Raw genomic sequence first — 25,997 nt, forward strand, 5'->3', positions numbered from 1 at the left:
TTCGCAGGAGGCCGGCTCCATGGGAAGGCGGGGTCTCGGAGTGCGGACGGGGCGCCCCACGGATCTTTACGGGGCCGTCGGCGGGACGCTACCGTCGGCCTCGCCACGTCCCCCCGAAAAAGGCCGCGTCCCCCAGGCCGCTCGCTGGAGTGTTCATGCGTCGAACCGTGCTCGCGGTGGCTCTCGTCTCCCTCTCCTTATCCCTCACCGGATGCGGCGCGGACGACGACCCCGCGCCGCCGACCGCCTCCGAGACCTCCGCCTCGGCCGGTGCCGAGCCGTCCACGTCGGCCCTGGCCGGGCCGACGCCGGTGCCGACCGGGAAGACCTTCGCCTGGCCGGACGGCATCGAGGCGACGGCGACCGTGTCGGGGCGGTTGCGCCCGGCGGACCGGACGGACCTCCAAGGCGGCGTGGTGGACGAAGCGCGGCTGGAGGAGGCCCGCGAGAAGCTGCTGGGCCGGCGGAGCGAACCGCTGGGGCTGCGGGTGAAGCTGACCAACACCGGCGACGCCCCCGTCGACCTGGACAAGGTGGAACTCCAGTGGGTGGGGGTCAAGGTCGGCGGCATGGCGCAGAAGGCCACCGACGACGGCGGGTTCAAGGGCGAACTGGCGCCCGGCGAGAGCGCGACGGAGCTGAGCGCCTGGGTGGTGCCGGACATCGTCGCCGTCGGCTACCAGGTGCTCGTCTGGCCCCAGGGGGCCCGGAAGGGGATGGCCGGACAGTTCTCCGGTGTCGTGCCGGACGCTTCCGTGCGGCCTCCCGACCACGGAGACCACGGAGGCCAAGGGGATCACGGGCACTCCGACCACTCGGACCATTCCGGCCACTGATCCCCGCGCCGACCGTGTGAGAGGTGCCACGGTGCCCGACCTCCGTCAGGGGCGGATGGCGACACCGTGGGGCGGTGGGGCCGTCGAGGCGGAGTCCGGGCCCAACGAGGCTGCCGAGCGGGCGAGTTGGGCGTCCGAAGCGGTGCTTCCGCAGAGGGCCTGCCCTCAACGGCGTCAAGTGTTGTGTAATGGCGACGCTACACAGCATTCGGTTTCGGTATTTTGACATAGGTATACCTCCATACCTATTCTCTGGCTCATGCCCTTCTCCAGCACGTCCGTTCAGGACATCGACCGCGTGGCCGCCGCGCTCGTGGTCGCCCTGCCCGTGCTGAACAGGGCTCTTGAGCGGCAGATCGACCGCGAGTTCCCGCATCCCAGGCTTCCGGAGGGGCAACTCGCACTGCTGTGGCTCGTGGAGGAGCGCGAGGGCATCACGGTCCGCGAGGCCGCCGAGACGTTGCTGATGAAGCCGAACAACGTCAGCGCCCTCGTCTCCCACCTCACCGAGTCGGGACTGCTGGAGCGCCGGCAGGACGCCGCCGACAAGCGGGTCGCCCACCTGTATCCGACGGCCACGGCCCGACAGCGGCTCGCCGAGGCCCGGCAGCTCAAGGAAGCCCACATGGCGCGTGCGCTGCACGCCCTCACCGACGGGGAGTTGGACGCCCTCGGCTCGGCCCTGGGCGCGCTGACGTCACTGGCCCGCCGGCTCCACCCCGCCGCCGACTGATCCCACCCCCGATCTCCGGCCGGCGACCCGGCCCGCGTACGCGTTCCGCACGCGCACACGGGCCGGGTGCCGGCCGGCGGCGGTCTTCACGACCGTGACCGAGCGCCGCCGCGTGTCCGCGGCCGCCTCGTGGTGTCCGGTTCGTCCTCTTCGAAGCTCGCCCTTTCCCTCGTAGACAAGGCTTTGACGTGTCCTCTACCGCCGTTGCCGGCGTGGCACACGCCACCCCGTCCGTGGACCTCCCGTCGGAGACACCACGGGGCAGGCGCTCCAACCCCTGGCTGACGCTGATCGCCGTCGCGATCGGTCTCTTCATGGTCAATCTCGACGCGTCCGTGGTGTCGATCGCGAATCCCGAGATCGGCCGGGACCTGAAAGCGTCCACCGCCGACCTGCAGTGGGTCACCAACTCCTACCTGATCGCGATGGCCGCCCTCCTGATCCTGGGCGGCAAGCTCGGCGACCGCTTCGGGCGGCACACGTACTATGTGATCGGCACCGCCGGATTCGTCGTCGCCTCGGTCGCGATCGGCCTGTCCGGAACGATCGAGGGCGTCATCGCCTTCCGCGCGTTGCAAGGGGTCTTCGCCGCGCTGCTGATCCCCAACACGCTCGGTCTGCTGCGCGCGGTCTTCCCGCCGGAGAAGTTCGGCATGGCGGTGGGCATCTGGGCCATGGTGGCGTCCTGCTCCACCGCGCTCGGACCGATCGTCGGCGGACTGCTGGTCGCCCACGTCAACTGGGAGTCCGTCTTCTACATCAACGCACCCATCGGCGTCGTCGCCCTCGCGCTCAGCGCGTTGGTGCTGCCGAGGAGCAAGGACTCCACGGGCGACCACCGCTTCGACATCCCCGGCGTGATCCTGTTGGCGCTGGGCCTGTCGGCCCTGGTCTTCGGCGTGATCAAGGGCGAGACCTGGGGATGGGCCTCCGCGGGAACGCTGGGCTCCCTCGCCGTGGGCGTCATCGTGCTGGTGATCTTCTGCCGGTACGAGACCCGCGTCCGGCACCCGCTGCTGCCGATGCGGCTGTTCCGCAGCCCGGCACTGACCATCGGCACGATCGTCACCGCGCTGAACTTCTTCGTGCTGCTCGGCGTGATCTTCTTCCTGATGCTGTTCCTGCAGAACGTCCAGGGCTTCACCCCGGTCGAGGTGGGTGTGCGCACCCTGCCGCTGAGCCTGGCCACCGTGGTCGCGTCGCCGCTGGGCGCCGCGCTGACCGGGCGGTTCGGCGCGCGTCTGTCCATGCCGATCGGCATGCTGCTCCAGGCCGTCGCGTCCGTCTGGATCCTGACCTGGGACGCGGACTCCTCCTACGCCGCGATGTGGCCGCCGTTCCTCGCGCTCGGCTTCGGAGTCGGAATGGTGATGTCCGCCTCCTCCGAGGCGATCGTCGGCAACGCGCCGAAGGAGGACGGCGGTGTGGCCAGTGGTCTGCAGTCCACGGCCCTGCAGATCGGCGGAGCGCTCGGCACGTCCGTGCTGATCTCCCTGATCAGCGGCCGGGTGGGCGCCACCCTCGCCGGTGAACTGACCGACGCCGGGCTCTCGGCCTCCGCGGCCCGCGGCTTCGAGGCGGCCGAGGACGCCGTGTCGATGGGCGTCTCGCCGGTCTCGGACGGCATGTCCGCGCAGTTGAGGGCCGCCGTCGTCGAGGGCAGCGGCAACGCCTTCATGAACGGGGTGCACTCGGCCGTGCTCGTCACCGCCGTGCTGTGCTTCGCGGGCGCGGTCCTGGCCGCGGCCGGCCTGCGCCACAAGCCCCGGCACGCCGCCGGCCGCTGAGGAACGCCGGACGGGCGCGGCTCGGCCGGGAAGCGTGGATCCTCGCGAAAACGGCGGTCCCGCCCCGGCCGGTCGCGTCCGCGCCGCACGTCCGCGCCCGCCGGTTTGACGACGCGTCAACCCGGCCGACGCTCGATCAGGAGACGGTGGGACTCCTGCAATCCGTCGGGAAGGGCGTCGGGCGGAAACCACCTCGCCTCCAGGATCTCGAAGGGGTCGATGTCGAGGGTGCCGCCGACGAGCCGGGCCTCGTAGGCCACCTCCACCCGCAGCCGGTACCCGCTTCCGAGAAGGACGAGTTCGCCGACGCGGACCTCCAGCCCGGTCTCCTCGCACACCTCGCGAACGACCGTGTCCTCGAAGGTCTCGCCCTTGTCGGCGTACCCCGTGGGAAGCCCCCACGGGCGATCCTTCCGCCACAGGCGGTGCCTGAGGAGGAGCACGTTGCCGTCCGCGTCGCGCACGACACCGGTGACGCCGACCATGAACTTCGCGTGCGCGAGCCACTGGAGGCGCCATTGCAGCGGTCCGCGGAGGAGATGCCACAGCCGGGCGATGAGCTTCTTCACGCCGTTCCTTCGGTAGAGGGGCCCGTCCACGTCACCGGACCAGCGTCGCAGCGTTCGACGGCGGTGGGGAAATCACCGCCACCGTGCGGAGGGGCGAGGCGAGGAGTGCCCGGACCGCCGACAGGGCCGGCGGCCCACGCCGGGGTCAGGACGCCGAGACGATCGAGCCGGTGGGGGAGGGGGCACCGCGCAGCAACGCGACACCGAGCGGGGTGAGCACGTGCACCACATGGGCGCCGGTGCGCCGGCTGCACGCCAGCCCGGCCTCCCGCAGGGCGGAGACGTGCTCGCTGGCCGACGCCGCGGAGATGCCCAGACGCCGGGCGAGTTCACCGGTGGTCGCGGCGGCGCCGAGCCCGGCCAGCACCCGCGCACGGGTGCGGCCGAGCAGCCTGGGGAGGGCTTGCGACGGGTGGGCGCGGGCCGCGACGGGCTCCCGGGACACCGGATGCTCGATCGGATGGACCAGCACCGGGGGCAGCGCGGGGTCGGCGAGGGAGATCGGGGTGTGCCAACAGAAGTGGGAGGGCACCAAGCGCAGGCCGCGACCCGCGAGGTGAAGGTCGCGGTCCTTCGGGTACCGCACGTACAGGACGGGTGGTCGCCAGTCCATCACGGGACGCAGGGAGTGGAGCAGCCCGTGGACTCCCCCGTCGCGCAACGCACGGGTCCGCAGCGCCCGATCGGCCTCGGTGGTCGTGGCCACCGAGGTCCAGTCGGGACCGATGATCGCCCGGTGCACCGACCGGAAGGCCGCCACGACCTCCTCCACCCGCTGCCGTTCCCCCGTGGCCAGGGCCCGTGCCCACTGCGGCAACCGGCGAGAGCGGGCCGTGCGGGCCAACTCCGCTGTCATCCGCTGCCGTGGGGTGGCACGCAGTGCTGCCAACCCGGCCTCCAACCCGTCGGCGGACTCGGCGGGGGTGAGGAAGTCCGGCCAGTAGTCCGCCGAGGCCGGGGCCAGATCGGACAACAGCCGCGCCGGACCGAGCAGGCCCTCCTCGACGAGCGTGGCGCGGGCACGCTGCCGCCAGTCGGCGAAGACCGGAACCGTGCGTCGCGGCGCGGTCAACTGGTTCAGCCCGAGCAGCGTCTCCCAGAGAGGGTCCGGCGTTCGAGCCACGTGAACACGCGCGAGATCCCTGTCCGTGAAGTGAATGCGCAGCACCTTGTTCCCCCGTGTGCCGTTCCCCCACACACCGGCCGTTCCCAGTGTGTGCGCCTTCGGTCGTCGACGTCCTCGACGAGCGCGTGCCGCCCCGTACGGCGCCGCTCGTCGAGGACGTCCCCCGTTCCCGCTCCCGCCTCCCCCGTTCGCCCCCGATGGCCGGCGGGCGTCGAGAGTCCTGGCCCGTCCCCGTCGACGGACGCGCGGACGCCCGAGCCGTGACGTCGACGGGCCGCCCGTCGTGTCACCCTTCCGGAGGGTGACACGACGGAGCCCGGTTGTCAGGGACCTCGGTGATGAGAGAATCCCTCCGACCGATGAAGTGACGTATATGGCCGCAGGCAGGGGGCCTCTGCCGTGCCGGGGACGGCGGGATCACCCGAACCGAGCATCCATCAACTGCGGCTGTTCCTGACGCTGAGTGAGGAGTTGCACTTCGGCAGGGCGGCCGCACGTCTGTACATGACCCAGCCGGCGCTGAGCCGTCAGATCCGAGACCTGGAGAAGCGGCTGGGCGTCGCCCTGTTCTGCCGGGACAGTCGCACGGTGGGGCTCACCGACGCGGGGCGCGCCTTGGTGGCCGAGGCGCGTGCCGTGCTCGAGGCGATGGAACGGCTGCGCGTCCGCGCCGGTCAGTGGGGCCGCAACCTCACGGGGCGCGTCGTGATCGGGATGATCGGCGCGGAGTCCGCGATGCCCCACACCCACGCGGTCCTCGAACGCCTTCGCGCCCGCCATCCCGGTCTCACCGTCGAGGTCCGCAACCTGGACTTCGCGGAGCAGGCGCAACTGCTCACCGGCGGCGTCGACGTCGCCTTCCTCCGACCTCCGGTGCCGCCGACCGTCGAGTTGCTGGAGTTGGCCACCGAACCACGTGTCGCCTGCCTGCCGGTCGACGACCCCCTGAGCGACCGGAGCGCCGTCCTCCTCGCCGACCTCGCGGACCGCGTGTTCGTGGACGTCCCTCCCGAGGCGCCCCGTGAGTGGTGGGACTTCTGGACGGCGAACCCGCGTCCCGACGGCACACGCGTGCGCTACGGACCCGTCGCCCACGACATGGAGGCCCTGCTGCTCGCCGTGGCCAGGGGGGAGGGGATGTGCTTCCTGCCCGCGGCGGCCCGCTCTCTCTTCCCGCGCCCCGGTGTGCGCTACCTGGCCGTGGCCGACCTCCCCCCGTGCGCCTCGGTCCTCGGCTGGCTCGCCGAACACCGCGACCGCCCGGTGGTGCGGGCCGTACGGGAGGCCGCGGTCGAGGCCATGGCCGCCGAGGAACGCTCGGACACCCGCCCGGACGGGCCCCGGGGCGACGATCGGGGAGCTTTGGGGCGGTGACCCCGCCACCGCCGCGCCGGTCGTGACCAGCGGCTGCCCCGGTGGGGGCCGTCGCCTCCCACCGGGGTGTGCGCCACCGGGCGGCCACGGATGTCTCCCGTCGCACGCGTTCCATCCGGACACCCGCCCCCGACCGATCCGCCGGCGACCGCGCCGCGAACGGCACCGCCGGCGCCGAGCGAGACCGCCGTCCCCCGTGAGCACCACCCGCCACCCGCCCACCCCCATCTGTCATACATGTGTAAATTAGGAAGGGAGGTCGCACGGGGGGCGGGCTCGCCGAGTCGGTTTCCGCACACCACGGCGCGTCCGGGCGACCGCCGTACCGAACCGACGAAGGAGTCACCGGTGGAACTCGACGGCTACAAGATCATCGTCACGGGGAGCGCGCGCGGGATGGGAGCCGCCACGGTGCGCGCGTACGTCACCGCCGGAGCGCGCGTCATCGGCATGGACCTTGACCAGGAGGCCGGCGAGCGCGTGGCCCGGGACGCCACCCAGGCCGGTCCCGGATCGGCCGGCTTCATGAAGGTCGACGTCTCCAAGGCCGACGAGGTGACGCGGGCGTTCGACGCCGCGGCGGAGGAGATGGGCGGACTCGACGTCCTGGCCCACCCCGCCGCCATCCAGCGCCCCGGGGACGCCTCCACCGTCACCGTCGAGGACTGGGACCTGATGATGGCGGTCAACGTGCGGGGCACGATGCTCGCCAACCAGGCCGCGCACCGTCTCATGGCGCCGCGGAAGCGCGGTTCCATCATCAACTTCGGGTCGGTCTCCGGCCTGCGCCCCGAGCCGGTGGCCCCGGCCTACTCCGCGTCCAAGGGCGCCGTCCACTCCTGGACCCGCACCGCCGCCGCGGCCTGGGGGGCCGACGGCGTCCGGGTCAACGCGATCCTGCCGGCCATCGCCACCCCCATGTACGAGGAGGCCAAGGCGCGGATGACCGAGGACCAGCTCACGGCGCACTACTGGCAGAATGAGCAGTCGATCGCCTTGGGGCAGAAGTACGGGGACCCCGACCGCGACCTCGGTCCGGTGATGGTCTTCCTCGCCTCCGAGGCCTCCCGCTTCGTCACCGGACAACTGCTTCCGGTCGACGGCGGTCAGGCTTCCGTACGTTGAGTCCGGCCGGGGGTGCGCGCCTTCGGCCCGCACCCCCGGAAGGGAACCGCATGTCCCGCACCCCCGTGCGGCGCGGCAGCGCCGCCGCCGACCGTGCCGAGCCGCGCGCGGTACGGACCCGCGAGCGCGTGGTACGGGCTCTCCTCGACGCCCTCGCCGAAACCCCGCTGGAGGAGTTGTCGGTCGCGGACCTGTGCCGCCGCGCCGGTGTGCACCGGGTGACCTTCTACGGCCACTGGCCGGACATCCGCACCCTGGCGGCCGACGTGTTCGCCGAGGCCGTCGACCGTCTCGCGGGCGTGTCCGACGAGGCGATCGCGGCGGCCCGGACCCCCGTCGACCTGGCGGCGGTCTATCTGGTCGCCCTCCGCCGGCAGTTGCGGGAGCTCCTGGACCGCCGGGACACCTACCGCGTCCTGTTCTCCTCCGACGTCGACGCGGGTTTCCACCGACGTCTCACCGAGGCCCTGCGCGAGCGCGCCGAGGCGGCGATCGCGCACCTGGCCCGGCTGGGCGTCGACGTGCCCGCCCGCGCCTCGGGATACCCGGCCCTGTTCGTGGCCGGGGGAGTGGTGACCGCGTTCCACGCCTGGGCCGTCGGCGAGGAGACCGACGTGGAGGCGGCTGCCGTCGGTATCGCCGCGCAGCTTCCCGGCTGGTGGCCGCGCGCGCACACGCCGGTGAACCCGCGGGCCGTCCCGGCCCCGGCGTCGGACGCCCCCCGGCGTCCACCCGTCCCGGGCGGCGAGACGTCGCGCTGAGACGCCGGGACGTCCGGCGGGCGGTCCGGTCGGGCCGTCCGCGCCCTCAAAAAATCATGCACGCATGCTTGATTCCTCCTCCCGGCACTGTCACGCTCACCGAACGGGCTGTGACGCGGGGTCGGACGACGGGAGGACGGCGTGTCCGGAACGGCGGCGGACGAGGTGCTGCGGGACCTGCGGGACGAGAGCGAGGAGTTGGACGCGCTCGTCGCGCCCCTGGCCGAGGCGGCCGACGAACGGTGGAGGGCCGACACGCCGTCGCCCGGCTGGACCGTCGCCCACCAGATCGCCCACCTCGCCTGGACCGACCGACGCGCCCTGTCGGCCGTCCGGGACCCGGAGACGTTCCGGCGGGAGGCGGAGGATGCGTTCGCGGACCCCGGCGCCGTGGACACCCTTGTGGACGACGGAGCCCGGCGCGGCGCCGCGCTGCCGCCCGGTGAACTGCTGGAGACCTGGCGCGCCGGCCGCCGGGCGCTCGCGACCGCGCTGGAGGAGTCGGCCGCGCGGCCGGGGAGACACCGCCTCCCCTGGTACGGACCGCCGATGAGCGTGGCCGGCATGGCGACGGCCCGGCTGATGGAGACGTGGGCGCACGGCGAGGACGTCGCCGAGACGTTGGGCGTGCGGCGCGCGCCGACCGCCCGGCTGCGGCACGTGGCACGGCTCGGCGCACGGACCCGGGACTTCGCCTACGCGGTGAACGGACTGGAACCGCCCGCCGAACCGTTCCGCGTCGAGCTGACCCCGCCCCCGGAAGCCGTCCCCGACACCCGCGCCCGCTGGGCGTACGGCCCCGAGGACGCCCCACAGCGGGTCAGCGGACCGGCGCTGGACTTCTGCCTCCTCGTCACCCGGCGCGTGCACCGCGACGACACCGCCCTGCGGGCCGAGGGCGCCGACGCCGAACGCTGGCTCGGCATCGCCCAGGCCTTCGCCGGACCGCCCGGCGCCGGACGCGAACCGGGAACCCGCGACGTCGAGGGCCCGCGATGAGCGCCCCCGCGAACGGCGCGCTGAGGATCGGGAACGCCTCCGGCTTCTACGGCGACCGCCTCGACGCGGTGCGCGAGATGCTCACCGGCGGCGAACTCGACGTCCTGACCGGCGACTACCTGGCCGAGGCGACCATGGCGATCCTCGGCCGGGACCGGCTGAAGGACCCCGGGCTCGGCTACGCCAGGACCTTCCCGCGCCAACTGGAGGACACCCTCGGCCTGGCCGTCGAACGCGGCGTCGCCCTGGTGACCAACGCCGGCGGACTCAACCCGGCAGGCCTCGCCGAGCGGATACGCGAGCTGGCCGACCGGCTCGGCGTACCGGCGAAGGTGGCACACGTCGAAGGCGACGACCTGTCGGACCGGGGCGGTTGGGGCGAGGGCGTCCTCACCGCCAACGCCTACCTCGGCGGCGCCGGCATCACCGCCTGCCTGAACGCCGGCGCCGACGTGGTGGTGACCGGCCGGGTGACCGACGCCGCGCTGGTCACCGGAGCCGCCGCCGCCCACTTCGGCTGGGACGTGGACGATCCCCGCGACCGCGACGCACTGGCCGGAGCCGTCGTCGCCGGACACGTCCTGGAGTGCGGCACCCAGGCGACCGGCGGAAACTACTCCTTCTTCGCCGCCGAGCGGATCGACGTGCGCCACCCCGGATTCCCCCTGGCCGAACTGCACGACGACGGAAGCTCGGTGATCACCAAGCACCCCGGCACCGGCGGCGCGGTCACCGTCGGCACCGTGACCGCCCAACTGCTGTACGAGACCGACGGCGCGCGCTACGCCGGTCCCGACGTGACGGCGCGGCTGGACACGGCGCGGCTGCGGACCGACGGGGAGGACCGGGTACGGATCGAGGGCGTGCGCGGCGAGGCCCCGCCCCCCACGCTCAAGGTGGGCCTGACCCGCCTGGGCGGCTTCCGCAACGAGGTCGTGTTCGTGCTGACCGGCCTCGACATCGAGACCAAGGCGGCCCTGGTGCGGGAGCAGATGGAGGCCCGTCTGGACACCGCGCCCGGCGGACGCCCCCGGGAGGTCCACTGGACGTTGGCCCGCACCGACCACGCGGACGCTCCCGTGCAGGAGGAGGCGAGCGCGCTGCTCCGGCTCGTCGTGCGGGACGCGGAGGAGGGCCGGGTGGGCCGGACCGTCGGCGCCGCCGCGGTCGAGCTGGCGCTCGGCAGCCACCCCGGCTTCCACGTCACCGCCCCACCGGGGAAGGGCGTGCCGTACGTGCTGTTCGAGGCGGCCTTCCTGGACGCGGCCGAGGTGCCGCACACGGCCGTGCTGCCGGACGGACGGCGGATCACCGTGCCGCCGCCGCGGGAGACCCGCCCCCTGACGCCGGTCGAGGAACCGCCACTGCCCGAACCGCCGCCGGCGCCGCGCGCGACGCGCCGGGTGCCGCTGGGCACCCTGATCGGCGCCCGGAGCGGCGACAAGGGCGGCAGCGCCAACATCGGCCTGTGGGCGCGGAGCGAGGAGGCGTGGCGCTGGCTGGCGCACACCCTCACCGTCGACGCGCTCCGCGAACTGCTGCCGGAGGTCGCCCCGCTGCCCGTCACCCGGCACGTGCTGCCCGGACTGCGCGCCCTGAACTTCACGATCGACGCGATCCTCGGCGGGGGCGCGGCCTCCCGGGCCCGTTTCGACCCGCAGGCCAAGGCGCTGGGGGAGTGGCTGCGCTCCCGCCACATCGACATACCCGAGGAGCCGCTGTGACCGTGCTGCGATCGGCGCTGGACACCTCGGCACCGGAGTACACCGCGAACCGCGAGGCGATGCTCGCCAAACTGGCCGAGCTGGAGGCCGAGCACGCCAAGACCCTGGCGGGCGGCGGCGAGAAGTACGTCGCCCGACACCGGGCGAGGGGCAGGCTCCTCGCCCGCGAGCGCGTCGAGCTGCTGCTCGACCCCGACACCCCGTTCCTGGAGCTGTCCCCGCTGGCGGCCTGGGGCAGCGACTACGCCGTCGGCGCCTCGCTCGTCACCGGCATCGGCGTGATCGAGGGCGTCGAGTGCCTGATCACCGCCAACGACCCGACGGTGCGCGGCGGCGCGAGCAACCCCTGGACGCTGCGGAAGGCGCTGCGGGCCAACGAGATCGCGCGGGCCAACCGGCTGCCGGTCGTCAGTCTGGTGGAGTCGGGCGGCGCGGACCTGCCCGGCCAGAAGGAGGTCTTCATCCCGGGCGGCGCGCTCTTCAAGGACCTCACCCGGCTCAGCGAGGCCGGCATCCCGACGATCGCGGTCGTCTTCGGCAACTCCACGGCCGGGGGCGCCTACGTACCGGGCATGTCCGACCACGTGATCATGGTCGATCGGGCCGCCAAGGTGTTCCTCGGCGGCCCGCCGCTGGTGAGGATGGCCACCGGCGAGGAGGCCGAGGAAGAGGAGTTGGGCGGCGCCGACATGCACGCCCGCGTCTCCGGGCTCGCCGACCACTTCGCCGTGGACGAACCGGACGCGCTGCGCCAGGCCCGTCGCGTCGTCGCCCGCCTCAACCGGCGCAGGGCGCACCCCGCCCCCGACCCGGCGACCGTCCGGCCGCCGCGCCACGACGAGGAGGAACTGCCGGGCATCGTGCCCGACGATCTCAGGGTGCCGTTCGACCCGCGCGAGGTGATCGCCCGGATCGTCGACGACTCCGACTTCGACGAGTTCAAACCGCGCTACGGCGCCGGCCTGACGACCGGCTGGGCAGCGCTCCACGGCCACCCCCTCGGCATCCTGGCGAACGCCCGGGGCGTGCTGTTCAGCGAGGAGTCGCAGAAGGCCGCCCAGTTCGTCCAACTCGCCAACCAACGCGACATCCCCCTGCTCTTCCTGCACAACACCACCGGCTACATGGTCGGCAGGGAGTACGAGCGGGGCGGCATCGTCAAGCACGGCGCCATGATGATCAACGCGGTGTCCAACTCGAAGGTCCCGCACCTGTCGGTGCTGATGGGGGCGAGTTACGGCGCCGGCCACTACGGCATGTGCGGCCGGGCGTACGACCCCCGCTTCCTCTTCTCCTGGCCCAGCGCCAAGTCCGCCGTCATGGGACCACGGCAGCTCGCCGGGGTGCTCTCCACCGTGATGCGCGAATCCGCGGCGGCGAAGGGCCTGCCCTACGACGAGGAGGGCGACGCGGCGCTGCGCGCGATGGTCGAGCGGCAGATCGAGGCCGAGTCGCTGCCGATGTTCCTCTCCGGACGGCTCTACGACGACGGCGTCATCGACCCGCGCGACACGCGCACCGTGCTCGGCATCTGCCTGTCGGTCCTGCACACCGCGCCGGTGACGGGCGCGCGGGGCGGCTACGGCGTCTTCCGAATGTGAGGGTGGGAATGGCGGAGGCACACGTGCACGGGCGGACGATCGGATCCGTCCTGGTCGCCAACCGAGGCGAGGTGGCCCGGCGGGTCTTCCACACCTGCCGGAGACTGGGCATCGCGACCGTCGCCGTCCACTCGGACACCGACGCGGACGCCCTCCACACACGGGAGGCCGACGCGGCCGTACGGCTGCCCGGCCACACGCCCGCCGACACCTACCTGCGCGGCGAGTCGATCGTCAAGGCCGCGCTGACGGCCGGAGCGGACGCCGTCCACCCCGGTTACGGCTTCCTCTCCGAGAACGCCGGCTTCGCGCGGCTGGTGCGGGACGCGGGCCTGCTCTGGATCGGCCCACCGCCCGAGGCCATCGAGGCCATGGCCTCCAAGATCCGCGCCAAGGAGCTGATGGCGGAGGCCGGGGTGCCGGTGCTGACGCCGGTACCGCCCGAGGAGGCGCGGGAGGAACACCTGCCGCTGTTGGTCAAGGCGGCGGCGGGCGGCGGTGGGCGCGGCATGCGGATCGTGCGCGAACCGGCCGCGCTGGACGGCGAGATCCGCGCGGCGTCGGCGGAGGCGACCGCGGCGTTCGGGGACGGCGAGGTCTTCGTCGAGCCCTACGTCGAACGCGGGCGGCACATCGAGGTGCAGGTACTGGCCGACGCGCACGGCACGGTGTGGACCCTGGGCACCCGCGACTGCTCGCTCCAACGCCGTCACCAGAAGGTGGTGGAGGAGGCCCCCGCCCCCTCCCCGGACGGTGCCCTGGACGCCGAACTCCGCGAGGCGGCCGAGCGGGCGGCGCGCGCCGTCGGCTACCGGGGCGCGGGCACGGTGGAGTTCCTCGTCGCGGACGACGGGCGGGCGTACTTCCTGGAGATGAACACCCGCCTCCAGGTCGAACACCCCGTCACCGAGTGCGTGTACGGGATCGACCTCGTCGCGCTGCAACTGCGGATCGCGGAGGGCGCCGCCCTGCCCGACGCCACACCCCCGGCACCGCGCGGACACGCCGTCGAGGCCCGCCTCTACGCGGAGGACCCGGCCCGGGGGTGGCGGCCCCGGGTCGGACGCCTGCACCGGCTGTCGGTGCCCGCCGACACCGCGTTCGAGACCGCGCCCGCCGACCGTGGAGTGCGCCTGGACTCCGGCGTGGCCGACGGCGACGAGATCACCGCGCACTACGACCCGATGCTCGCCAAGGTCGTCGCCTGGGCGCCGACCCGCGACGAGGCCCTGCGGAGACTCGCGCACACCCTGGAGCGGGCCCGGATCCATGGCCCGGCCACCAACCGCGACCTGCTGGTGCGGACGCTGCGGCACCCCGACGTCGTCTCCGGACGCCTCGACACCGGCTTCTACGACCGCCGGCTGCCGGAGCTGTGCGACGGGCACGGGGACGGACGCGAGGAGGACGACCGGCACACGCGGATCGCCGCGCTCGCGGCGGCACTGGCGGACGCCGCGGCGCGCACCGCCGCCGCGCGGACCGTCTCCGGACGGCTCGGCGGCTGGCGCAACCTCCCCTCGACACCGCAGAGCAAGCGGTACCGGGCCGAGCCCGACGGGACGGAGTGGGAGGTCCGCTACCGACCGGTGCGCGGCGGCCCGCCCCGACCCGAGGACCTGCCGGGCGTACGGACGCTGCGGGCCGGCGCCGACCGGGTGGAGCTGGAGGTCGACGGCGTACGCCGCGCCTTCGACGTCGCGGCGTACGGGGACGGTCCGGACGGACGGGACCGGGTCTTCGTCGACTCGTCGCTCGGCTCCCGCGCGTTCACGGTACTGCCGCGCTTCCCGGAACCGGAGGACCGCACCGAACCGGGTTCGCTGCTGGCGCGGACACCGGGCACGGTCGTCCGTGTCGCCGACGGGCTCGCCGTCGGCGACACGGTGACGGCGGGCCGGCCACTGCTGTGGCTGGAGGCCATGAAGATGGAGCACCCCGTCACCGCACCGACCGACGGGGTGCTGCGGGAACTGCGGGTGAGGACCGGGCAACAGGTCGACGTCGGCACGGTCCTCGCCGTGGTCGCACCGTGAGCCGGCACCTCGGCACCCACACCGGGAGGCTCCCGACCCGGCGAACCCGACGAAGGAGACGGGCATGACCGGCAACCGACGTGCCACGGGCACGGACACGACACTGCTGGAGAGCGAGGAGCAGCGGGCACTGCGCGAGGCCGTCGCCGCGCTCGGCCGACGGTACGGACGCGAGTACTTCGAACGGGTGCGTCTGGCCGGCGGCCAGACCGACGAGCTGTGGCGCGAGGCCGGCGAACTCGGCTACCTCGGCGTCGGACTCCCCGAGGAGTACGGGGGCGGTGGCGGCGGCATCACCGAGCTGTCCATCGTGCTGGAGGAGCTGGGCGCGGCCGGCTGCCCGCTGCTCATGCTCATCGTCACCCCCGCCATCACCGGCACCGTCATCGCCCGCTTCGGCACCGACGCGCAGAAGAGCGCCTGGCTGCCCGGACTCGCCGACGGCAGCCGCAAGATGGCGTTCGGCATCACCGAGCCGGACGCCGGCTCCAACTCACACCGCATCACCACCACCGCCCGCCGCGATGGCCGGGGGAACCCCCGGACGGGCTCCAAGGGAGGCTGGGTGCTCACCGGCCGCAAGGTCTTCGTCTCCGGCGTGGACATCGCCGACGCCACCCTCGTCGTCGGCCGCACCGAGGACGCCCGCACGGGCAGGCTCAAGCCGTGCCTGTTCATCGTCCCCCGAGACGCCCCCGGCTTCTCCCACCGCGGGATCGAGATGGAACTGGCCGCCCCGGAGAAGCAGTTCGAACTTCTCCTGGACGACGTACGGCTGCCCGCCGACGCGCTCGTCGGCGAGGAGGACGCGGGCCTGCTCCAACTCTTCGCCGGACTGAACCCCGAACGGATCATGACCGCCGCGTTCGCGATCGGCATGGGCCGGTTCGCGCTGGAACGAGCCGTGGACTACGCCCGCACCCGACAGGTGTGGAAGGAACCGATCGGCGCCCACCAGGCCATCGCCCACCCACTGGCCCGGGCGCACATCGAGATCGAACTGGCCCGTCTGATGACCCGCAAGGCGGCACAGCTCCACGACGCGGGCGACGACACGGGCGCGGGCGAGGCGGCCAACATGGCCAAGTACGCGGCGGGAGAGGCCTGTGCCCGCGCCGTGGACCAGTCCGTGCACACCCTCGGCGGCAACGGCCTCACCCGCGAGTACGGGCTGGCCTCCCTGGTCACCGCGGCCCGCGTCGCCCGCATCGCACCGGTCAGCCGGGAGATGATCCTCAACTTCGTCTCCCACCGGACCCTGGGACTGCCCAAGTCCTACTGACTCCCTCCGCTTTCGGGACGGACGCGGGAGGGGACTCACCGAGAGGAGCGACACAAAGTGACGGAGACACGGCGGCGGACCCTGGTGCGGCGCTCGACCGAACGGGGCGTCACCACGCTCACCCTCGACTCGCCCCACAACCGCAACGCCCTCTCCACCCGCCTGGTGGGGGAGCTGTACGCGCGCCTGGAAGACGCCGAAGGAGACCCGGACACCCGGGTGGTGCTCCTCGCGCACACCGGCGGCACGTTCTGCGCGGGCGCCGACCTGGGCGAGGCGAGCGCGGCCGACGGACCCACCGACGCGCCACTGGCCCTGGCCCGGCTGCTGCGCACGATCGTGGCCTTCCCCAAGCCCGTCGTCGCCCGGATCACCGGACACGTGCGGGCGGGCGGCACCGGGCTGGCGGGGGCCTGCGACATCGCGGTGGCCGGACCGGGCGCGACGTTCGCCTTCACCGAGGCACGGATCGGAGTGGCGCCCGCGGTGATCTCGATGCCCCTGCTGCCCCGGCTCGACCCGCGGGCGGCCGGACGCTACTACCTGACCGGTGAGCGGTTCGACGCGGCCGAGGCCGCCCGCATCGGGTTGGTGACGGCCGCCGCCGACGATGTGGACGAGACCCTGGCCCCGATCCTCGACGGACTGCGACGCGGCTCGCCGCAGGGCCTCGCGGCGTCCAAACGCCTGGTCACGGCGGAGGTGCTGCGGGTGTTCGACCGGGACACCGGTAGCCTGGCGGAGCTCTCCGCGCGGCTGTTCGCCTCGGACGAGGCGCGCGAGGGCGTGTCCGCCTTCCTCGAACGACGGGACCCCGGATGGGTGCACCACTGACCGCACGGGGCAACGCGCCCAAGCAGGACCGCAGTCGCGCCACCCGCCGACGGCTGCTGGAGTCGGCCGTGACCTGCCTGGCCGAGCACGGCTGGACGGGAAGCACGGTCACGGCCGTCGCCGAGCACGCGGGCGTCACCCGCGGCGCGGCCCAGCACCACTTCCCCACCCGCGAGGACCTCTTCACGGCGGCGGTCGAACACGTCGCGGAGGAACGGTCGGCCGCGCTGCGGAACCTCCCGCGACCGGCCGGCACGCGCGAGGCCGTCGAGGCGATCGTCGACCTCTACACCGGGCCGCTCTTCCGCGCCGCGCTCCACCTGTGGGTCGCCGCCTCCAACGAGCCACAGCTCGCACCCCGGGTGACCGCGTTGGAGGCGCGCATCGGACGCGAGACGCACCGGATGGCGGTGCGCCTGCTCGACGCGGACGAGAGCAGGCCCGGCGTGCGGGAGACGGTGCAGGGCCTGCTGGACATGGCACGCGGCCTGGGCCTGGCGAACCTCCTCACCGACGACGGCGCCCGCCGCCGTCGGGTCGTGGCACAGTGGGCCGAGATCGTGGACACGGCCCTGCGCGCCTGACGGGCCGGAAGGAGGAGCGTGTGAGCCAGGTGGAGGACGTCGTGCGTCTGGTTCGCCGGGTGCTCGGCCCGGACGCCGTCGGCGCGTACCTGCACGGCTCCGCCGTCCTGGGCGGTCTGCGACCGCACAGTGACGTCGACGTGTTCGTCGTCGTACGGCGGCACACGACGGAGGAGGAGCGCCGGGCGCTCGTCGACGGGCTGCTGGAACTCTCCGGTGAGAAGGCCCGATCGGGCCCGGCCCGCCCCGTCGAGCTGACCCTCGTCGTCGGAACCGACGTCCGGCCCTGGCGCTACCCGCCGTCCTGCGAGTTCCAGTACGGCGAGTGGCTGCGCGAGGAGTACGAGGGCGGCATGACGCCGTCGCCGACGCCGAGTCCCGATCTCGCCCCGCTGATCACCATGGTGCTGGCCGGGAACGCCCCGCTGTTCGGGCCGCCGCCGGGGGAGGTGCTCGACCCCGTCCCGCACGAGGATCTCCGCCGGGCGATCGTCGCCGGGGTGCCGGAGCTGCTGGACGACTGGGAACACGACACGCGCAATGTCCTGCTGACCCTCGCCCGGGTCCGAACGACCCTCGAGACCGGGACCGTCACCTCCAAGGACGCGGCGGCCGCCTGGGTGCTCGACCGTCTCCCGGCGGAGCACCGGCCCGTCCTGGTCCACGCGCGTGCCGTCTACCTCGGGGAGGAAGAGGAGCGCTGGGAGGACCTCCGACCACGCCTGCGACCGCATGTCGAGCACGCCGTCGGAGTGATCGAGCGGCTGGCCGGGCGGGACGGGTGGGCCGGTCGGGTCAGGCCGCGCGACGGGCGCGACGGGCCGGCTTGACGGTGGGCGCGTCCTTGACGGTGGGCGCGTCGCCCCGGTCCGCGGGGGCCACGGCCGAGGAGGGGAAAGGCTCGTCGGACCCGGGCACGACGCGGAGATGCCGTCGGGAACGGGCATGGCGCGCCGGTGTCGGCCGCTTCAGCACGTGGTCCTCGTAGTGCCCCAACGCCAGCATGGCGCACAGCAGGAGGAGGGGCAGCAGCAGGGCGATGGCGATGATCATGGGGGATTCCTTCGAGCGGATGTCCTCACCCTGTGCCGCGTTGCCGCACCGCCGCTCCGCAAACCACCACCCACCCCTCCCACCGGCTCCTCCCACCGATGCCCCGTCGGCGCGGTCAGAGCCAACCGTTGCGGCGGAAGGCCCGGTACAGCAGGGCGGCCGAGACGGCCATCGCGGCCATCGCCAGCGGATAGCCGTAGGTCCACTCCAGCTCCGGCATGTGGGAGAAGTTCATGCCGTACACGCCGGCGACCATGGTCGGGATGGCGAGGATGGCGGCCCAGGCGGAGATGCGACGCATGTCGTCGTTCTGCCAGGTGCCCACTCGGGCCAGGTGGGCGTCGAGCACCGAGTTCAGCAGTTCGTCCAGGGAACGGACCTCGGTGTCGGCGCGGTGCGTGTGGTCGGCCACGTCGCGGAAGTAGGGCAGGACGCCCTTGGGCCACCCGTCGAGCCCCGTGACGAGCTCCCGCACCACCGGCACCAGCGGCCGTATCGCGTCGCGGAACTCCACGACCTCCCGCTTGAGGGAGTAGATCTCCTCGGTGACGTCGTCACGGACGGAGGAGAAGACGCACCGCTCCAGGTCGGTCAGGTCGGCGCGGACCCGGGCGGCCGCGTCGTTGTAGGAGTCGACCACCACGTCCAGCACGGCGTGCAACACGGCGACCGGGCCGAAGCGCGGCATTCCCGGCTCCGCCCGCAGCCGACGTGCGGCCTCGACGGTGGGGTCGACCGGGCCGTGACGGACGGTCAGCGCGAAGCGCGGCCCGAGGAAGACCATCACCTCGCCGGTCTCCACCTCCGAACCGTCCTCGATGTACAGCAGCGTCTTCAACGCCACCGCCAGCACGTCCCCGTACCGCTCCCGCTTGGGGCGCTGGTGAGCCTGGATCGCGTCCTCCACCGCCAGTGGATGCAGCCCCAGGTATTCGGCCAGCTCCTCCAACTCGTGCTGCTGCGGGTCGTCCAGGTGGATCCACCCGAACTCGTCCTCCTCCAGGACGGCCAGGCGGCTCAGGACGGCCTGACAACCGCCGTCCGCCGGTGTGCAGTCCACCTGTTCCCCATCGCCCGACCGCTCGCGGTAGATCACAGACCTCATGCCTCACGCCTGCGCCACCGTGCCGGTTCCATGCACGGTGACCGAAACAGCCGGTGAATGCCGATGAGTCACGTCCGTTGTGTTTGGCTGGTGTTTCAGGGGTTATCCGCCTTCTCGTCCCTGAACCACGACAGTCGAGGAGGGCGGCATGACGACGGCACGCGAGATCATGACGGAGGGTGCCGAGTGCGTGCGGACGAAGGAGAGCGTGCTGGACGCGGCGCGGAGGATGGCCGAACTCGATGTGGGCGCCCTGCCGATCTGCGGTGACGACGACCGGCTGGAGGGTGTGCTCACCGACCGGGACATCGTGGTGGAGGTGCTCGGCGCGGGGCAGGACCCCGCCCGGATCAAGGCCGGTGACCTGGCACAGGGCGAGGCGGTCACCATCGGCGCCGACGACGACGCGGACGAGATCCTGAACACCATGAGTTCGCACAAGGTCCGCCGCCTGCCGGTGATCGACGGGCACCGGCTCGTCGGCATCGTGGCGCTGGCCGATGTCGCGCGGGCCCTGCCCGACCGCGCGGTCGGCGACGTGCTCGAAGCCCTCTCCACCGACTGACTCCCCACCACCGCTCGCGCCGGGCGGCTCCGACCTCGTGGACCTCGCGGGGGCGGGGCCGCCCGCTCGATTTCATCGGTTCCGTCGGTTCCGTCGTGGCCCACGTCCGGCCTCGGCGCCCCCGCCGCGTGTGTGACGCGGGCGCTCACGCCCGGCCCGTCCCGTCCCCGGCCCCGCGTTCGAACCAGCCGGTCTCGCAGCGGGCCGACGTCGGGACCCGCCGCTCCCCCTCGGGCGCGGCCCAGCGGACCGCGTTGGAGACGACCAGCCGCACATCGGGATGGTGGTAGACGGGGTAGCCCTGGTCACCGGGACTGAAGTAGAAGATCTTCCCGTGGCCCCGACGGAAGACGCACCCGCTGCGGAAAACCTCCCCGCCGGAGAAGGAACTGACGAACACCAACTCGTCCGGGACCGGAATGTCGAAGAACTCGCCGTACATCTCCTGTTCCCCGATGACGATGGGCTGCGGCACGCCGGCCGCGATGGGGTGCGAGGGGGCGACCGTCCACACCAGTTCGCGGTCGCGCTCGTCGCGCCAGCGGAGCGTGCAGCTCGTCCCCGTCAATCGGCGGAAGATCCTGGAGTAGTGGCCCGAGTGCAGCACGATCAGTCCCATGCCCGCCAGGACGTGCTCGTGGACCCGCTCCACCACCTCGTCGGACACCTCGTCGTGCGCGAGGTGCCCCCACCAGGTGAGCACGTCCGTCGCGGCCAGCACCTCCTCGGTCAGCCCGTGGTCCGGCTCGTCCAGCGTCGCGGTGCGGACGCGCACCCGGGAGCCGAGGTTCTCCTCGATGCCCTCGGCGACGGCGCCGTGCATGCCCTTCGGGTACCGCTCGGCGACCTGGGCGTCCCGCCGCTCGTGTCGGCCCTCGCTCCACACGGTCACCCGCAGGGGCGCTTCGGGGGAGGGCGGCCGTGGCGCCATGATCGCTCCAAGGGGTCGGTGACGCGACGCCCACTACGCTCCCCGGGGCGGCTCCCGGTCCAAACCGGACGGGGGGTCAGAAGGCGTAGCGGATGTTCAACCAGGGGGCGTGGGCGGCGACCAGTCCGCGCAGCCGCTCCAGGGCCGCGCCCTTGGCGCCGGCCCGGTAGCGCACGTTCAGGCTCCCGTTCTCCGAGCGTTTGACCTCCTGGAGATCCGGCCGCCACAGCACCTCCTCGGCGCGCGGATGCCAGTTCAGGTTCACCTCGTGAAGGTCCCGGTTGTGGGTGAGCATGATCACCTCGGCCGCCGCCTGCTCCTTCACCGCTCGAGGCAGGACGTCGTCGAGCTCCCGCAGCAGCTCTGCCCACGCGGCCTCCCAGCCGGGACGCACCACCACCGGCGAGAGGTTGAAGTGCACCTCGTACCCGGCCTCCAGGAAGTCGCCCGCGGCGGCGATCCGCTCGGCCACCGGGCTGGTGCGGAGGTCCAGCAGCCGGGAGTCGGCGGCCGGCATGAGGGAGAAGCGGATCCTGGTTCGGCCGCGCGGATCGAACGCCAGGAGGTCGGGGTTGACGAACTTGGTCGCGAAGGACGCCTTCGCCGTCGGCCACTGCCGGAAGGCGGCGACCAGCTCGGCGGTGCCGTCGCAGATCAGGGCGTCCACCGAGCAGTCGCCGTTCTCCCCGACGTCGTACACCCACGCGGCGGGGTCGCACTGGTTGGGGACGCGTTTGGGCCCCTGCGCCGCGACGTGGCGGGCGATGCGGCCGATGATCTCCTCGGTGTTGACGAAGACGGTGATCGGGTTGGCGTGGCCCTTGCGCCGGGGCACGTAGCAGTAGGCGCAGGCCATGGCGCAGCCGTTGGAGAGGCCCGGTGCGATCCAGTCGGCCGAGCGACCGTTGGGACGCGGGGCGAAGGTCTTCCGCACCCCCAGGACCAGCGTCTCGGTCTTCACCCGGACCCAGCGCGCTGCGTTGTCCTCGTCTCCGTGCAGCCGCGGGATCCGCCAGTGCGAGGCGACCTCCACGACCCGGGCCCGGGGAAAACGAGCGATGATCTCCCGGCCGCGGTCCGAGGCGGCGGCCTCCGGCTCGGCGTGTATCTCCCGCACGTCGAGCATCCGGGCCGCGGCGGGGGAGTCGCGGAAGGCCGTCCCGGACGCCGGGCGGCGGACCGCTCCGGAGGGGAGGGGCGGCAGCAGGTCCTCCACGGGGAACAGGCCGTCCGCCCGGTCGGGGTGGTGCTGCACGGAGGGCTCCGGACGGTTCGCGGACGACGGACGCACCGTCGAGTCTACGGGAGCGCTCGCCACGGGGCGTGGGCTCCGGAGCCCACGCCCCGTGGCGAGCGCCGGGAGGCACCGAGCCCGGAGCGCGCCGGCGCGGGGCCGCGACTCCGGGAACCGGTCGCGCGGTGGGCGTCGTCACGGTCTGCGTGACCGCCGTCGGCCGCTCGTGAGCCCGTCGCCCGCCGACCGCGCGACGGCGGGGCGTGCGCCGCACCGCGTCGACGGAACCGCCGAGCACGGCCGACGAATCCCGCCCCGTCCACAGCCCTCCGTCCACAGCCTCCCGCCCACCCACCCGTGGAAGGACGCCCCATGCCCCACCCGACATCCGTTTGCGCCCGCCCGGTCGTGACCGGGATGCGGGTCGTTCCCGTCGCGGGCCACGACAGCATGCTGTTGAACCTGAGCGGAGCCCACGCCCCGTACTTCACCCGCAACCTCGTCGTCCTGACCGACTCGGAAGGGCGCACCGGGGTCGGCGAGGTACCGGGCGGCGAGGGCATCCGGACCACCCTGGAGGAGGCGCGGGACCTGGTCGTCGGCCGGCCGATCGCGGACCACCATGCCGTGCTGCGGTCCATCCGGGAACGCTTCGCGGACCGCGACGCCGGCGGCCGGGGCGTCCAGACCTTCGACGTGCGCGTCACCGTGCACGCGGTCACCGCGGTGGAGTCGGCGCTGCTGGACCTGCTGGGGCGACACCTGGAGGTGCCCGTGGCGGCCCTGCTCGGCGAGGGCCGGCAGCGCGACCGCGTCCCGGTGCTCGGCTACCTCTTCCACATCGGCGACCGGAACCGCACCGACCTGCCCTACCGGACGGAGCCCGACGCGCGGGACGACTGGTTCCGGCTGCGCAACGAGGAGGCCCTCACGCCCGAGGCCGTCGTCGGGCTCGCCGAGGCCGCTCGGCGGCGGTACGGGTTCCGGGACTTCAAGCTCAAGGGCGGTGTCCTGCCGGGGGCCGAGGAGGCGGAGACCGTCCGAGCGCTGGCCGAACGCTTCCCGGACGCCCGCGTCACGCTGGACCCCAACGGGTGCTGGTCGCTGGAGGAGGCGATCGCCCTGGGCCGTGCCCTGCGCGACGTCCTGTCCTACGCCGAGGACCCCTGCGGCCCGGAGAACGACTACTCGGGCCGCGAGACCATGGCGGAGTTCCGCCGCGCGACCGGCCTGCGCACGGCGACGAACATGATCGCCACCGACTGGCGGCAGCTCGGGCACGCCGTCCGCGGCGACGCGGTGGACATCCCCCTGGCCGACCCCCACTTCTGGACGATGGGCGGATCGGTCCGAGTCGCCCAGCTCTGCGACGCCTGGGGGCTGACCTGGGGCTCGCACTCCAACAACCACTTCGACGTGTCCCTGGCCATGTTCACGCACGTCGCGGCGGCCGCACCCGGGGACATCACCGCCATCGACACCCACTGGATCTGGCAGGACGGCGAGCACCTGACCACCGACCCCCTCGTCATCGAGGACGGCATGGTGGAGGTCCCCCGACGACCGGGCCTCGGCGTCGACCTCGACATGGAACGGGTGGAGGCGGCGCACGAGCTGTACGAGAGTCTGGGCCTGGGAGGCCGGGACGACGCGGCGGCCATGCGGTACCTGGTGCCCGGCTGGCGGTTCGACCGCAAACGCCCGGCCCTCGTCCGCTGAGCGGAAAGACCCCGCCCCGCGCCCGGCCCGTACGCCGGGCGCGGGGCCGGCGGACGACGTCCTCGGTGTTCGCGAGACCTCCGTGCGTCTCGCGGCGGTCGCCGTCGTCGGGGCCCGGTCCGCTCAGGCGAGCGCGAACAGGGTGGTGAGGACGGAGTGGAGGGTGTCGCGGGGGTGGGAGTCGGGGCCGGGGGAGCGCCAGGCGACGAACCCGTCGGGGCGGACGAGGACGGCGCCTTGGGGGGTGACGCCGTGGTGCCGGGCCCAGTCGGCGTCGTCCGCGGGGACGAGGTCGGCGTCGGGGGTGGTGCCGACGCGGTAGGAGGCCAAGGGGACGGACAGGCGCTGGACGAGCTGTCGGGCCGCGGTGTGCCACTCGGGAGCGGTGTCGGAGCTGAGGAGGACCGGCGTGCGTTCGTACAGGTCGAGGGTGGAGACGCGGCGGCCGTCGTGGTCCAGCCACAGGTGGGGCGCGCGGCTGCCGGGCTCGCCGGTCAGTCGGGGCGTGGGGGGAAGGATGGGGGTGGCGGGGTCGACGCCGAGGACGGCGCCGCGGACGTAGCGGTAGGCCAGGGCGGTGGCGAGGATGGCGGCCCCGGGCCCGCCCCCGCCGGGCTTGCCTCCGGGGCCTCCGGGGCCATCGGGCCCGCCGCCGGCGGCGGGGGGCGGTGTGTAGCCGGGGTGGTGGTGCTCGGCGGAACGGTCGGAGGCACGGGTCGCGGTGGCCTGGGCGACGGGGCGACGCTCGGCGTCATAGGTGGCCAGCAGCTCCGGTCCCGCCCAGCCGTGGTGGACGGCGGCGAGCTTCCAGGCGAGGTTGTGGGCGTCCTGGATGCCGGTGTTGGCGCCGAACGCGCCGGTGGGGGACATCTCGTGCGCGGAGTCCCCGGCGAGGTGGACGCGGCCGGCGGTGTAGGACAGCGCGACGCGTTCGGCGGCGTGCCAGGCCGCGCGGCCGGTGATCTCGATGTCGAGGTCGGGGTCGCCGACGGCGCGGCGGATGTGGTCGGTGCACCGGGCGTCGGTGAAGTCCTCCAGGGTCTCGCCGCGATCGGGGCGCCAGGGCAGGTGGAAGACCCACCGCTCCCGGTTGTCGACGGGCAGCAGGGCCCCGTCGGCGTCGGGACGGGTCAGGTAGCACATCAGGAACCGGCGGTCGCCGACGACTTCGGCCAGCCGGCGGGAGTCGAAGGTGACGCTGACGTTGTGGAACAGCTCGCCCGGTCCGCTGTGACCGATGCCCAACTGCTCGCGGATGGGGCTGCGCGGGCCGTCCGCGGCGATGAGGTGATCGGCGCGGATGGTGGTGTGGTCGCCGGTGTGTCGGTTCTTGACAGTGGCGGTGACGCCGTCGGAGTCGGGCGCGAAGGAGATCAGCTCGGTGGCGAAACGCAGGTCGCCGCCGAGGGCGCGGGCGGACTCCAGCAGGACCGGCTCCAGGTCGTTCTGGCTGCACAGGCACCAGGAACTGGGACTGATACGGGCCAGCTTGCCGTCCGGGTCCATCTGCTGGAACAACCACGTGCCCTCCTCGCCCACCAGCGAGGGAGCCTGGAAGATGCCGTGGTTGTCGGCCAGCACCGAGGCGGCCTCCCGGATCGCCGCCTCGACCCCGGCGGTCCGGAACAGCTCCATGGTGCGCACGTTGTTGCCGCGTCCGCGGGGGTGGGTGGAGGTGCCCGAGTGCCGTTCCACCAGGGTGTGCCGCACGCCCAGGCGCCCCAGGAACAGCGAGGCGGACAGGCCCACCAGGGAACCGCCGACGATGAGGACCGGGACTTTCAGGTCGGCTTCGTTGTGCATCACTGGCCTCCAACACATCGCATCCACCGGCACCCGCGAGCACGGACACCGGTGGTGATGCATGCCACCGCACCGCCCGGCCTTGCCCCCACATCACCCGGATGAGTCCGCCGGGGAGCCGGAAGGTCGGGGAGCCGGCGGCTGGGGGGCCGTCACATGTCGACTCCCCGAGAGCGCTTGGCACGCCGTCACCTGGATGATCCGCAGGATTTGCGG

At 73.2% G+C, this 25,997-nt stretch carries 23 protein-coding genes; 16 read left to right on the forward strand and 7 right to left on the reverse strand.

Going from position 1 to position 25,997, the window contains the following annotated elements; genetic code table 11:
- The first annotated feature begins 155 nt into the window (after positions 1-155).
- From IF47_RS28875 to IF47_RS0120680, 3 genes are all read left to right on the forward strand, one after another.
- The gene (locus tag IF47_RS28875) at positions 156-836 is read left to right on the forward strand and encodes a hypothetical protein (RefSeq protein ID WP_051717967.1); all 681 of its coding nucleotides are present in this window, start codon (positions 156-158) and stop codon (positions 834-836) included.
- A 259-nt stretch (positions 837-1,095) separates the two neighbouring features.
- The gene (locus IF47_RS0120675; protein ID WP_031510381.1) at positions 1,096-1,569 is read left to right on the forward strand and encodes a MarR family winged helix-turn-helix transcriptional regulator; all 474 of its coding nucleotides are present in this window, start codon (positions 1,096-1,098) and stop codon (positions 1,567-1,569) included.
- Between the two features lie 212 nt (positions 1,570-1,781).
- Entirely contained in the window at positions 1,782-3,356 is a 1,575-nt protein-coding gene (locus IF47_RS0120680; protein ID WP_031510382.1) for a DHA2 family efflux MFS transporter permease subunit, read from the forward strand.
- A gap of 116 nt (positions 3,357-3,472) precedes the next feature.
- Here IF47_RS0120680 and IF47_RS0120685 read toward each other — a convergent pair whose 3' ends face one another.
- The gene (locus IF47_RS0120685; RefSeq protein WP_031510383.1) at positions 3,473-3,925 is read right to left on the reverse strand and encodes an NUDIX domain-containing protein; all 453 of its coding nucleotides are present in this window, start codon (positions 3,923-3,925) and stop codon (positions 3,473-3,475) included.
- Between the two features lie 145 nt (positions 3,926-4,070).
- On the reverse strand, positions 4,071-5,048 hold the full coding sequence (locus IF47_RS0120690) for a winged helix-turn-helix domain-containing protein (protein ID WP_245641181.1): 978 nt from the start codon (positions 5,046-5,048) through the stop codon (positions 4,071-4,073).
- A 402-nt stretch (positions 5,049-5,450) separates the two neighbouring features.
- Here IF47_RS0120690 and IF47_RS0120695 point away from each other — a divergent pair, with 402 nt between their 5' ends.
- The 11 genes from IF47_RS0120695 (at position 5,451) to IF47_RS0120745 (ending at position 18,201) form a co-directional block, all read left to right on the forward strand.
- A complete protein-coding gene (locus IF47_RS0120695) occupies positions 5,451-6,425 on the forward strand; it encodes a LysR family transcriptional regulator (protein WP_245641182.1) in 975 nt (324 codons plus the stop codon).
- Positions 6,426-6,773: 348 nt separating this feature from the next.
- Entirely contained in the window at positions 6,774-7,550 is a 777-nt protein-coding gene (locus tag IF47_RS0120700) for an SDR family NAD(P)-dependent oxidoreductase (RefSeq protein WP_031510386.1), read from the forward strand.
- Positions 7,551-7,600: 50 nt separating this feature from the next.
- The gene (locus IF47_RS31250; protein WP_051717969.1) at positions 7,601-8,311 is read left to right on the forward strand and encodes a TetR/AcrR family transcriptional regulator; all 711 of its coding nucleotides are present in this window, start codon (positions 7,601-7,603) and stop codon (positions 8,309-8,311) included.
- A gap of 141 nt (positions 8,312-8,452) precedes the next feature.
- On the forward strand, positions 8,453-9,310 hold the full coding sequence (locus tag IF47_RS0120710; RefSeq protein ID WP_031510388.1) for a TIGR03084 family metal-binding protein: 858 nt from the start codon (positions 8,453-8,455) through the stop codon (positions 9,308-9,310).
- On the forward strand, positions 9,307-11,034 hold the full coding sequence (locus tag IF47_RS0120715) for an acyclic terpene utilization AtuA family protein (RefSeq protein ID WP_031510389.1): 1,728 nt from the start codon (positions 9,307-9,309) through the stop codon (positions 11,032-11,034). Before IF47_RS0120710 ends, IF47_RS0120715 begins: the two co-directional genes overlap by 4 nt.
- Complete coding sequence (locus IF47_RS0120720; RefSeq protein WP_031510390.1) at positions 11,031-12,635, forward strand: acyl-CoA carboxylase subunit beta; 1,605 nt, start codon at positions 11,031-11,033, stop codon at positions 12,633-12,635. The genes IF47_RS0120715 and IF47_RS0120720 overlap by 4 nt, the downstream gene beginning before the upstream one ends.
- Before the next feature lie 8 nt (positions 12,636-12,643).
- A complete protein-coding gene (locus IF47_RS0120725; RefSeq protein ID WP_031510391.1) occupies positions 12,644-14,671 on the forward strand; it encodes an ATP-binding protein in 2,028 nt (675 codons plus the stop codon).
- Positions 14,672-14,735: 64 nt separating this feature from the next.
- Positions 14,736-15,953 (forward strand): acyl-CoA dehydrogenase family protein, encoded by a 1,218-nt coding sequence (locus IF47_RS0120730; protein WP_031510392.1) that lies wholly within the window; start codon positions 14,736-14,738, stop codon positions 15,951-15,953.
- Between the two features lie 57 nt (positions 15,954-16,010).
- Complete coding sequence (locus tag IF47_RS0120735; protein WP_037733030.1) at positions 16,011-16,787, forward strand: enoyl-CoA hydratase family protein; 777 nt, start codon at positions 16,011-16,013, stop codon at positions 16,785-16,787.
- The gene (locus tag IF47_RS0120740) at positions 16,772-17,371 is read left to right on the forward strand and encodes a TetR/AcrR family transcriptional regulator (RefSeq protein ID WP_031510394.1); all 600 of its coding nucleotides are present in this window, start codon (positions 16,772-16,774) and stop codon (positions 17,369-17,371) included. Before IF47_RS0120735 ends, IF47_RS0120740 begins: the two co-directional genes overlap by 16 nt.
- 20 nt (positions 17,372-17,391) lie before the next feature.
- A complete protein-coding gene (locus IF47_RS0120745) occupies positions 17,392-18,201 on the forward strand; it encodes an aminoglycoside adenylyltransferase family protein (RefSeq protein WP_051717970.1) in 810 nt (269 codons plus the stop codon).
- Here the strand turns inward: IF47_RS0120745 and IF47_RS0120750 are convergent.
- Both IF47_RS0120750 and IF47_RS0120755 read right to left on the reverse strand, forming a co-directional pair.
- A complete protein-coding gene (locus IF47_RS0120750; RefSeq protein WP_031510396.1) occupies positions 18,167-18,424 on the reverse strand; it encodes a hypothetical protein in 258 nt (85 codons plus the stop codon). The two genes, IF47_RS0120745 and IF47_RS0120750, sit on opposite strands and share 35 nt — an antisense overlap.
- Before the next feature lie 115 nt (positions 18,425-18,539).
- On the reverse strand, positions 18,540-19,529 hold the full coding sequence (locus IF47_RS0120755; protein WP_031510397.1) for a magnesium and cobalt transport protein CorA: 990 nt from the start codon (positions 19,527-19,529) through the stop codon (positions 18,540-18,542).
- Positions 19,530-19,677: 148 nt separating this feature from the next.
- On the opposite strand from IF47_RS0120755, the gene IF47_RS0120760 reads away from it, so the two are divergent.
- Positions 19,678-20,094 carry a CBS domain-containing protein gene (locus IF47_RS0120760; RefSeq protein ID WP_031510398.1) on the forward strand — a complete coding sequence of 139 codons (417 nt, stop codon included), beginning with the start codon at positions 19,678-19,680 and terminating at the stop codon, positions 20,092-20,094.
- A gap of 145 nt (positions 20,095-20,239) precedes the next feature.
- On the opposite strand, the gene IF47_RS0120765 is transcribed toward IF47_RS0120760, so the two are convergent.
- Complete coding sequence (locus tag IF47_RS0120765) at positions 20,240-21,025, reverse strand: ThuA domain-containing protein (protein ID WP_031510399.1); 786 nt, start codon at positions 21,023-21,025, stop codon at positions 20,240-20,242.
- A gap of 76 nt (positions 21,026-21,101) precedes the next feature.
- Entirely contained in the window at positions 21,102-22,280 is a 1,179-nt protein-coding gene (locus IF47_RS0120770) for a spore photoproduct lyase family protein (protein WP_031510400.1), read from the reverse strand.
- Between the two features lie 351 nt (positions 22,281-22,631).
- Between IF47_RS0120770 and gudD the strand changes: the two genes are divergently transcribed.
- Positions 22,632-23,978, forward strand: a complete 1,347-nt coding sequence (gudD, locus tag IF47_RS0120775; protein ID WP_031510401.1) for a glucarate dehydratase — start codon at positions 22,632-22,634, stop codon at positions 23,976-23,978.
- 123 nt (positions 23,979-24,101) lie between these two features.
- On the opposite strand, the gene IF47_RS0120780 is transcribed toward gudD, so the two are convergent.
- A complete protein-coding gene (locus IF47_RS0120780) occupies positions 24,102-25,781 on the reverse strand; it encodes an FAD-dependent oxidoreductase (protein WP_031510402.1) in 1,680 nt (559 codons plus the stop codon).
- Positions 25,782-25,997: the final 216 nt, after the last annotated feature.

Source organism: Streptomyces megasporus (genome assembly GCF_000718985.1).
Classification (GTDB): domain Bacteria; phylum Actinomycetota; class Actinomycetes; order Streptomycetales; family Streptomycetaceae; genus Streptomyces; species Streptomyces megasporus.

Bases quoted from the DNA above. Each gene is read 5' to 3' on its own strand.
- IF47_RS0120740 (WP_031510394.1), top strand. From the start codon at position 16,772: ATGGGTGCACCACTGACCGCACGGGGCAACGCGCCCAAGCAGGACCGC.
- IF47_RS0120750 (WP_031510396.1), bottom strand. From the start codon at position 18,424: ATGATCATCGCCATCGCCCTGCTGCTGCCCCTCCTCCTGCTGTGCGCC.
- IF47_RS28875 (WP_051717967.1), top strand. From the start codon at position 156: ATGCGTCGAACCGTGCTCGCGGTGGCTCTCGTCTCCCTCTCCTTATCC.
- IF47_RS0120730 (WP_031510392.1), top strand. From the start codon at position 14,736: ATGACCGGCAACCGACGTGCCACGGGCACGGACACGACACTGCTGGAG.
- IF47_RS0120765 (WP_031510399.1), bottom strand. From the start codon at position 21,025: ATGGCGCCACGGCCGCCCTCCCCCGAAGCGCCCCTGCGGGTGACCGTG.
- IF47_RS0120780 (WP_031510402.1), bottom strand. From the start codon at position 25,781: ATGCACAACGAAGCCGACCTGAAAGTCCCGGTCCTCATCGTCGGCGGT.
- gudD (WP_031510401.1), top strand. From the start codon at position 22,632: ATGCCCCACCCGACATCCGTTTGCGCCCGCCCGGTCGTGACCGGGATG.
- IF47_RS0120755 (WP_031510397.1), bottom strand. From the start codon at position 19,529: ATGAGGTCTGTGATCTACCGCGAGCGGTCGGGCGATGGGGAACAGGTG.
- IF47_RS0120725 (WP_031510391.1), top strand. From the start codon at position 12,644: ATGGCGGAGGCACACGTGCACGGGCGGACGATCGGATCCGTCCTGGTC.
- IF47_RS0120760 (WP_031510398.1), top strand. From the start codon at position 19,678: ATGACGACGGCACGCGAGATCATGACGGAGGGTGCCGAGTGCGTGCGG.
- IF47_RS31250 (WP_051717969.1), top strand. From the start codon at position 7,601: ATGTCCCGCACCCCCGTGCGGCGCGGCAGCGCCGCCGCCGACCGTGCC.
- IF47_RS0120715 (WP_031510389.1), top strand. From the start codon at position 9,307: ATGAGCGCCCCCGCGAACGGCGCGCTGAGGATCGGGAACGCCTCCGGC.
- IF47_RS0120675 (WP_031510381.1), top strand. From the start codon at position 1,096: ATGCCCTTCTCCAGCACGTCCGTTCAGGACATCGACCGCGTGGCCGCC.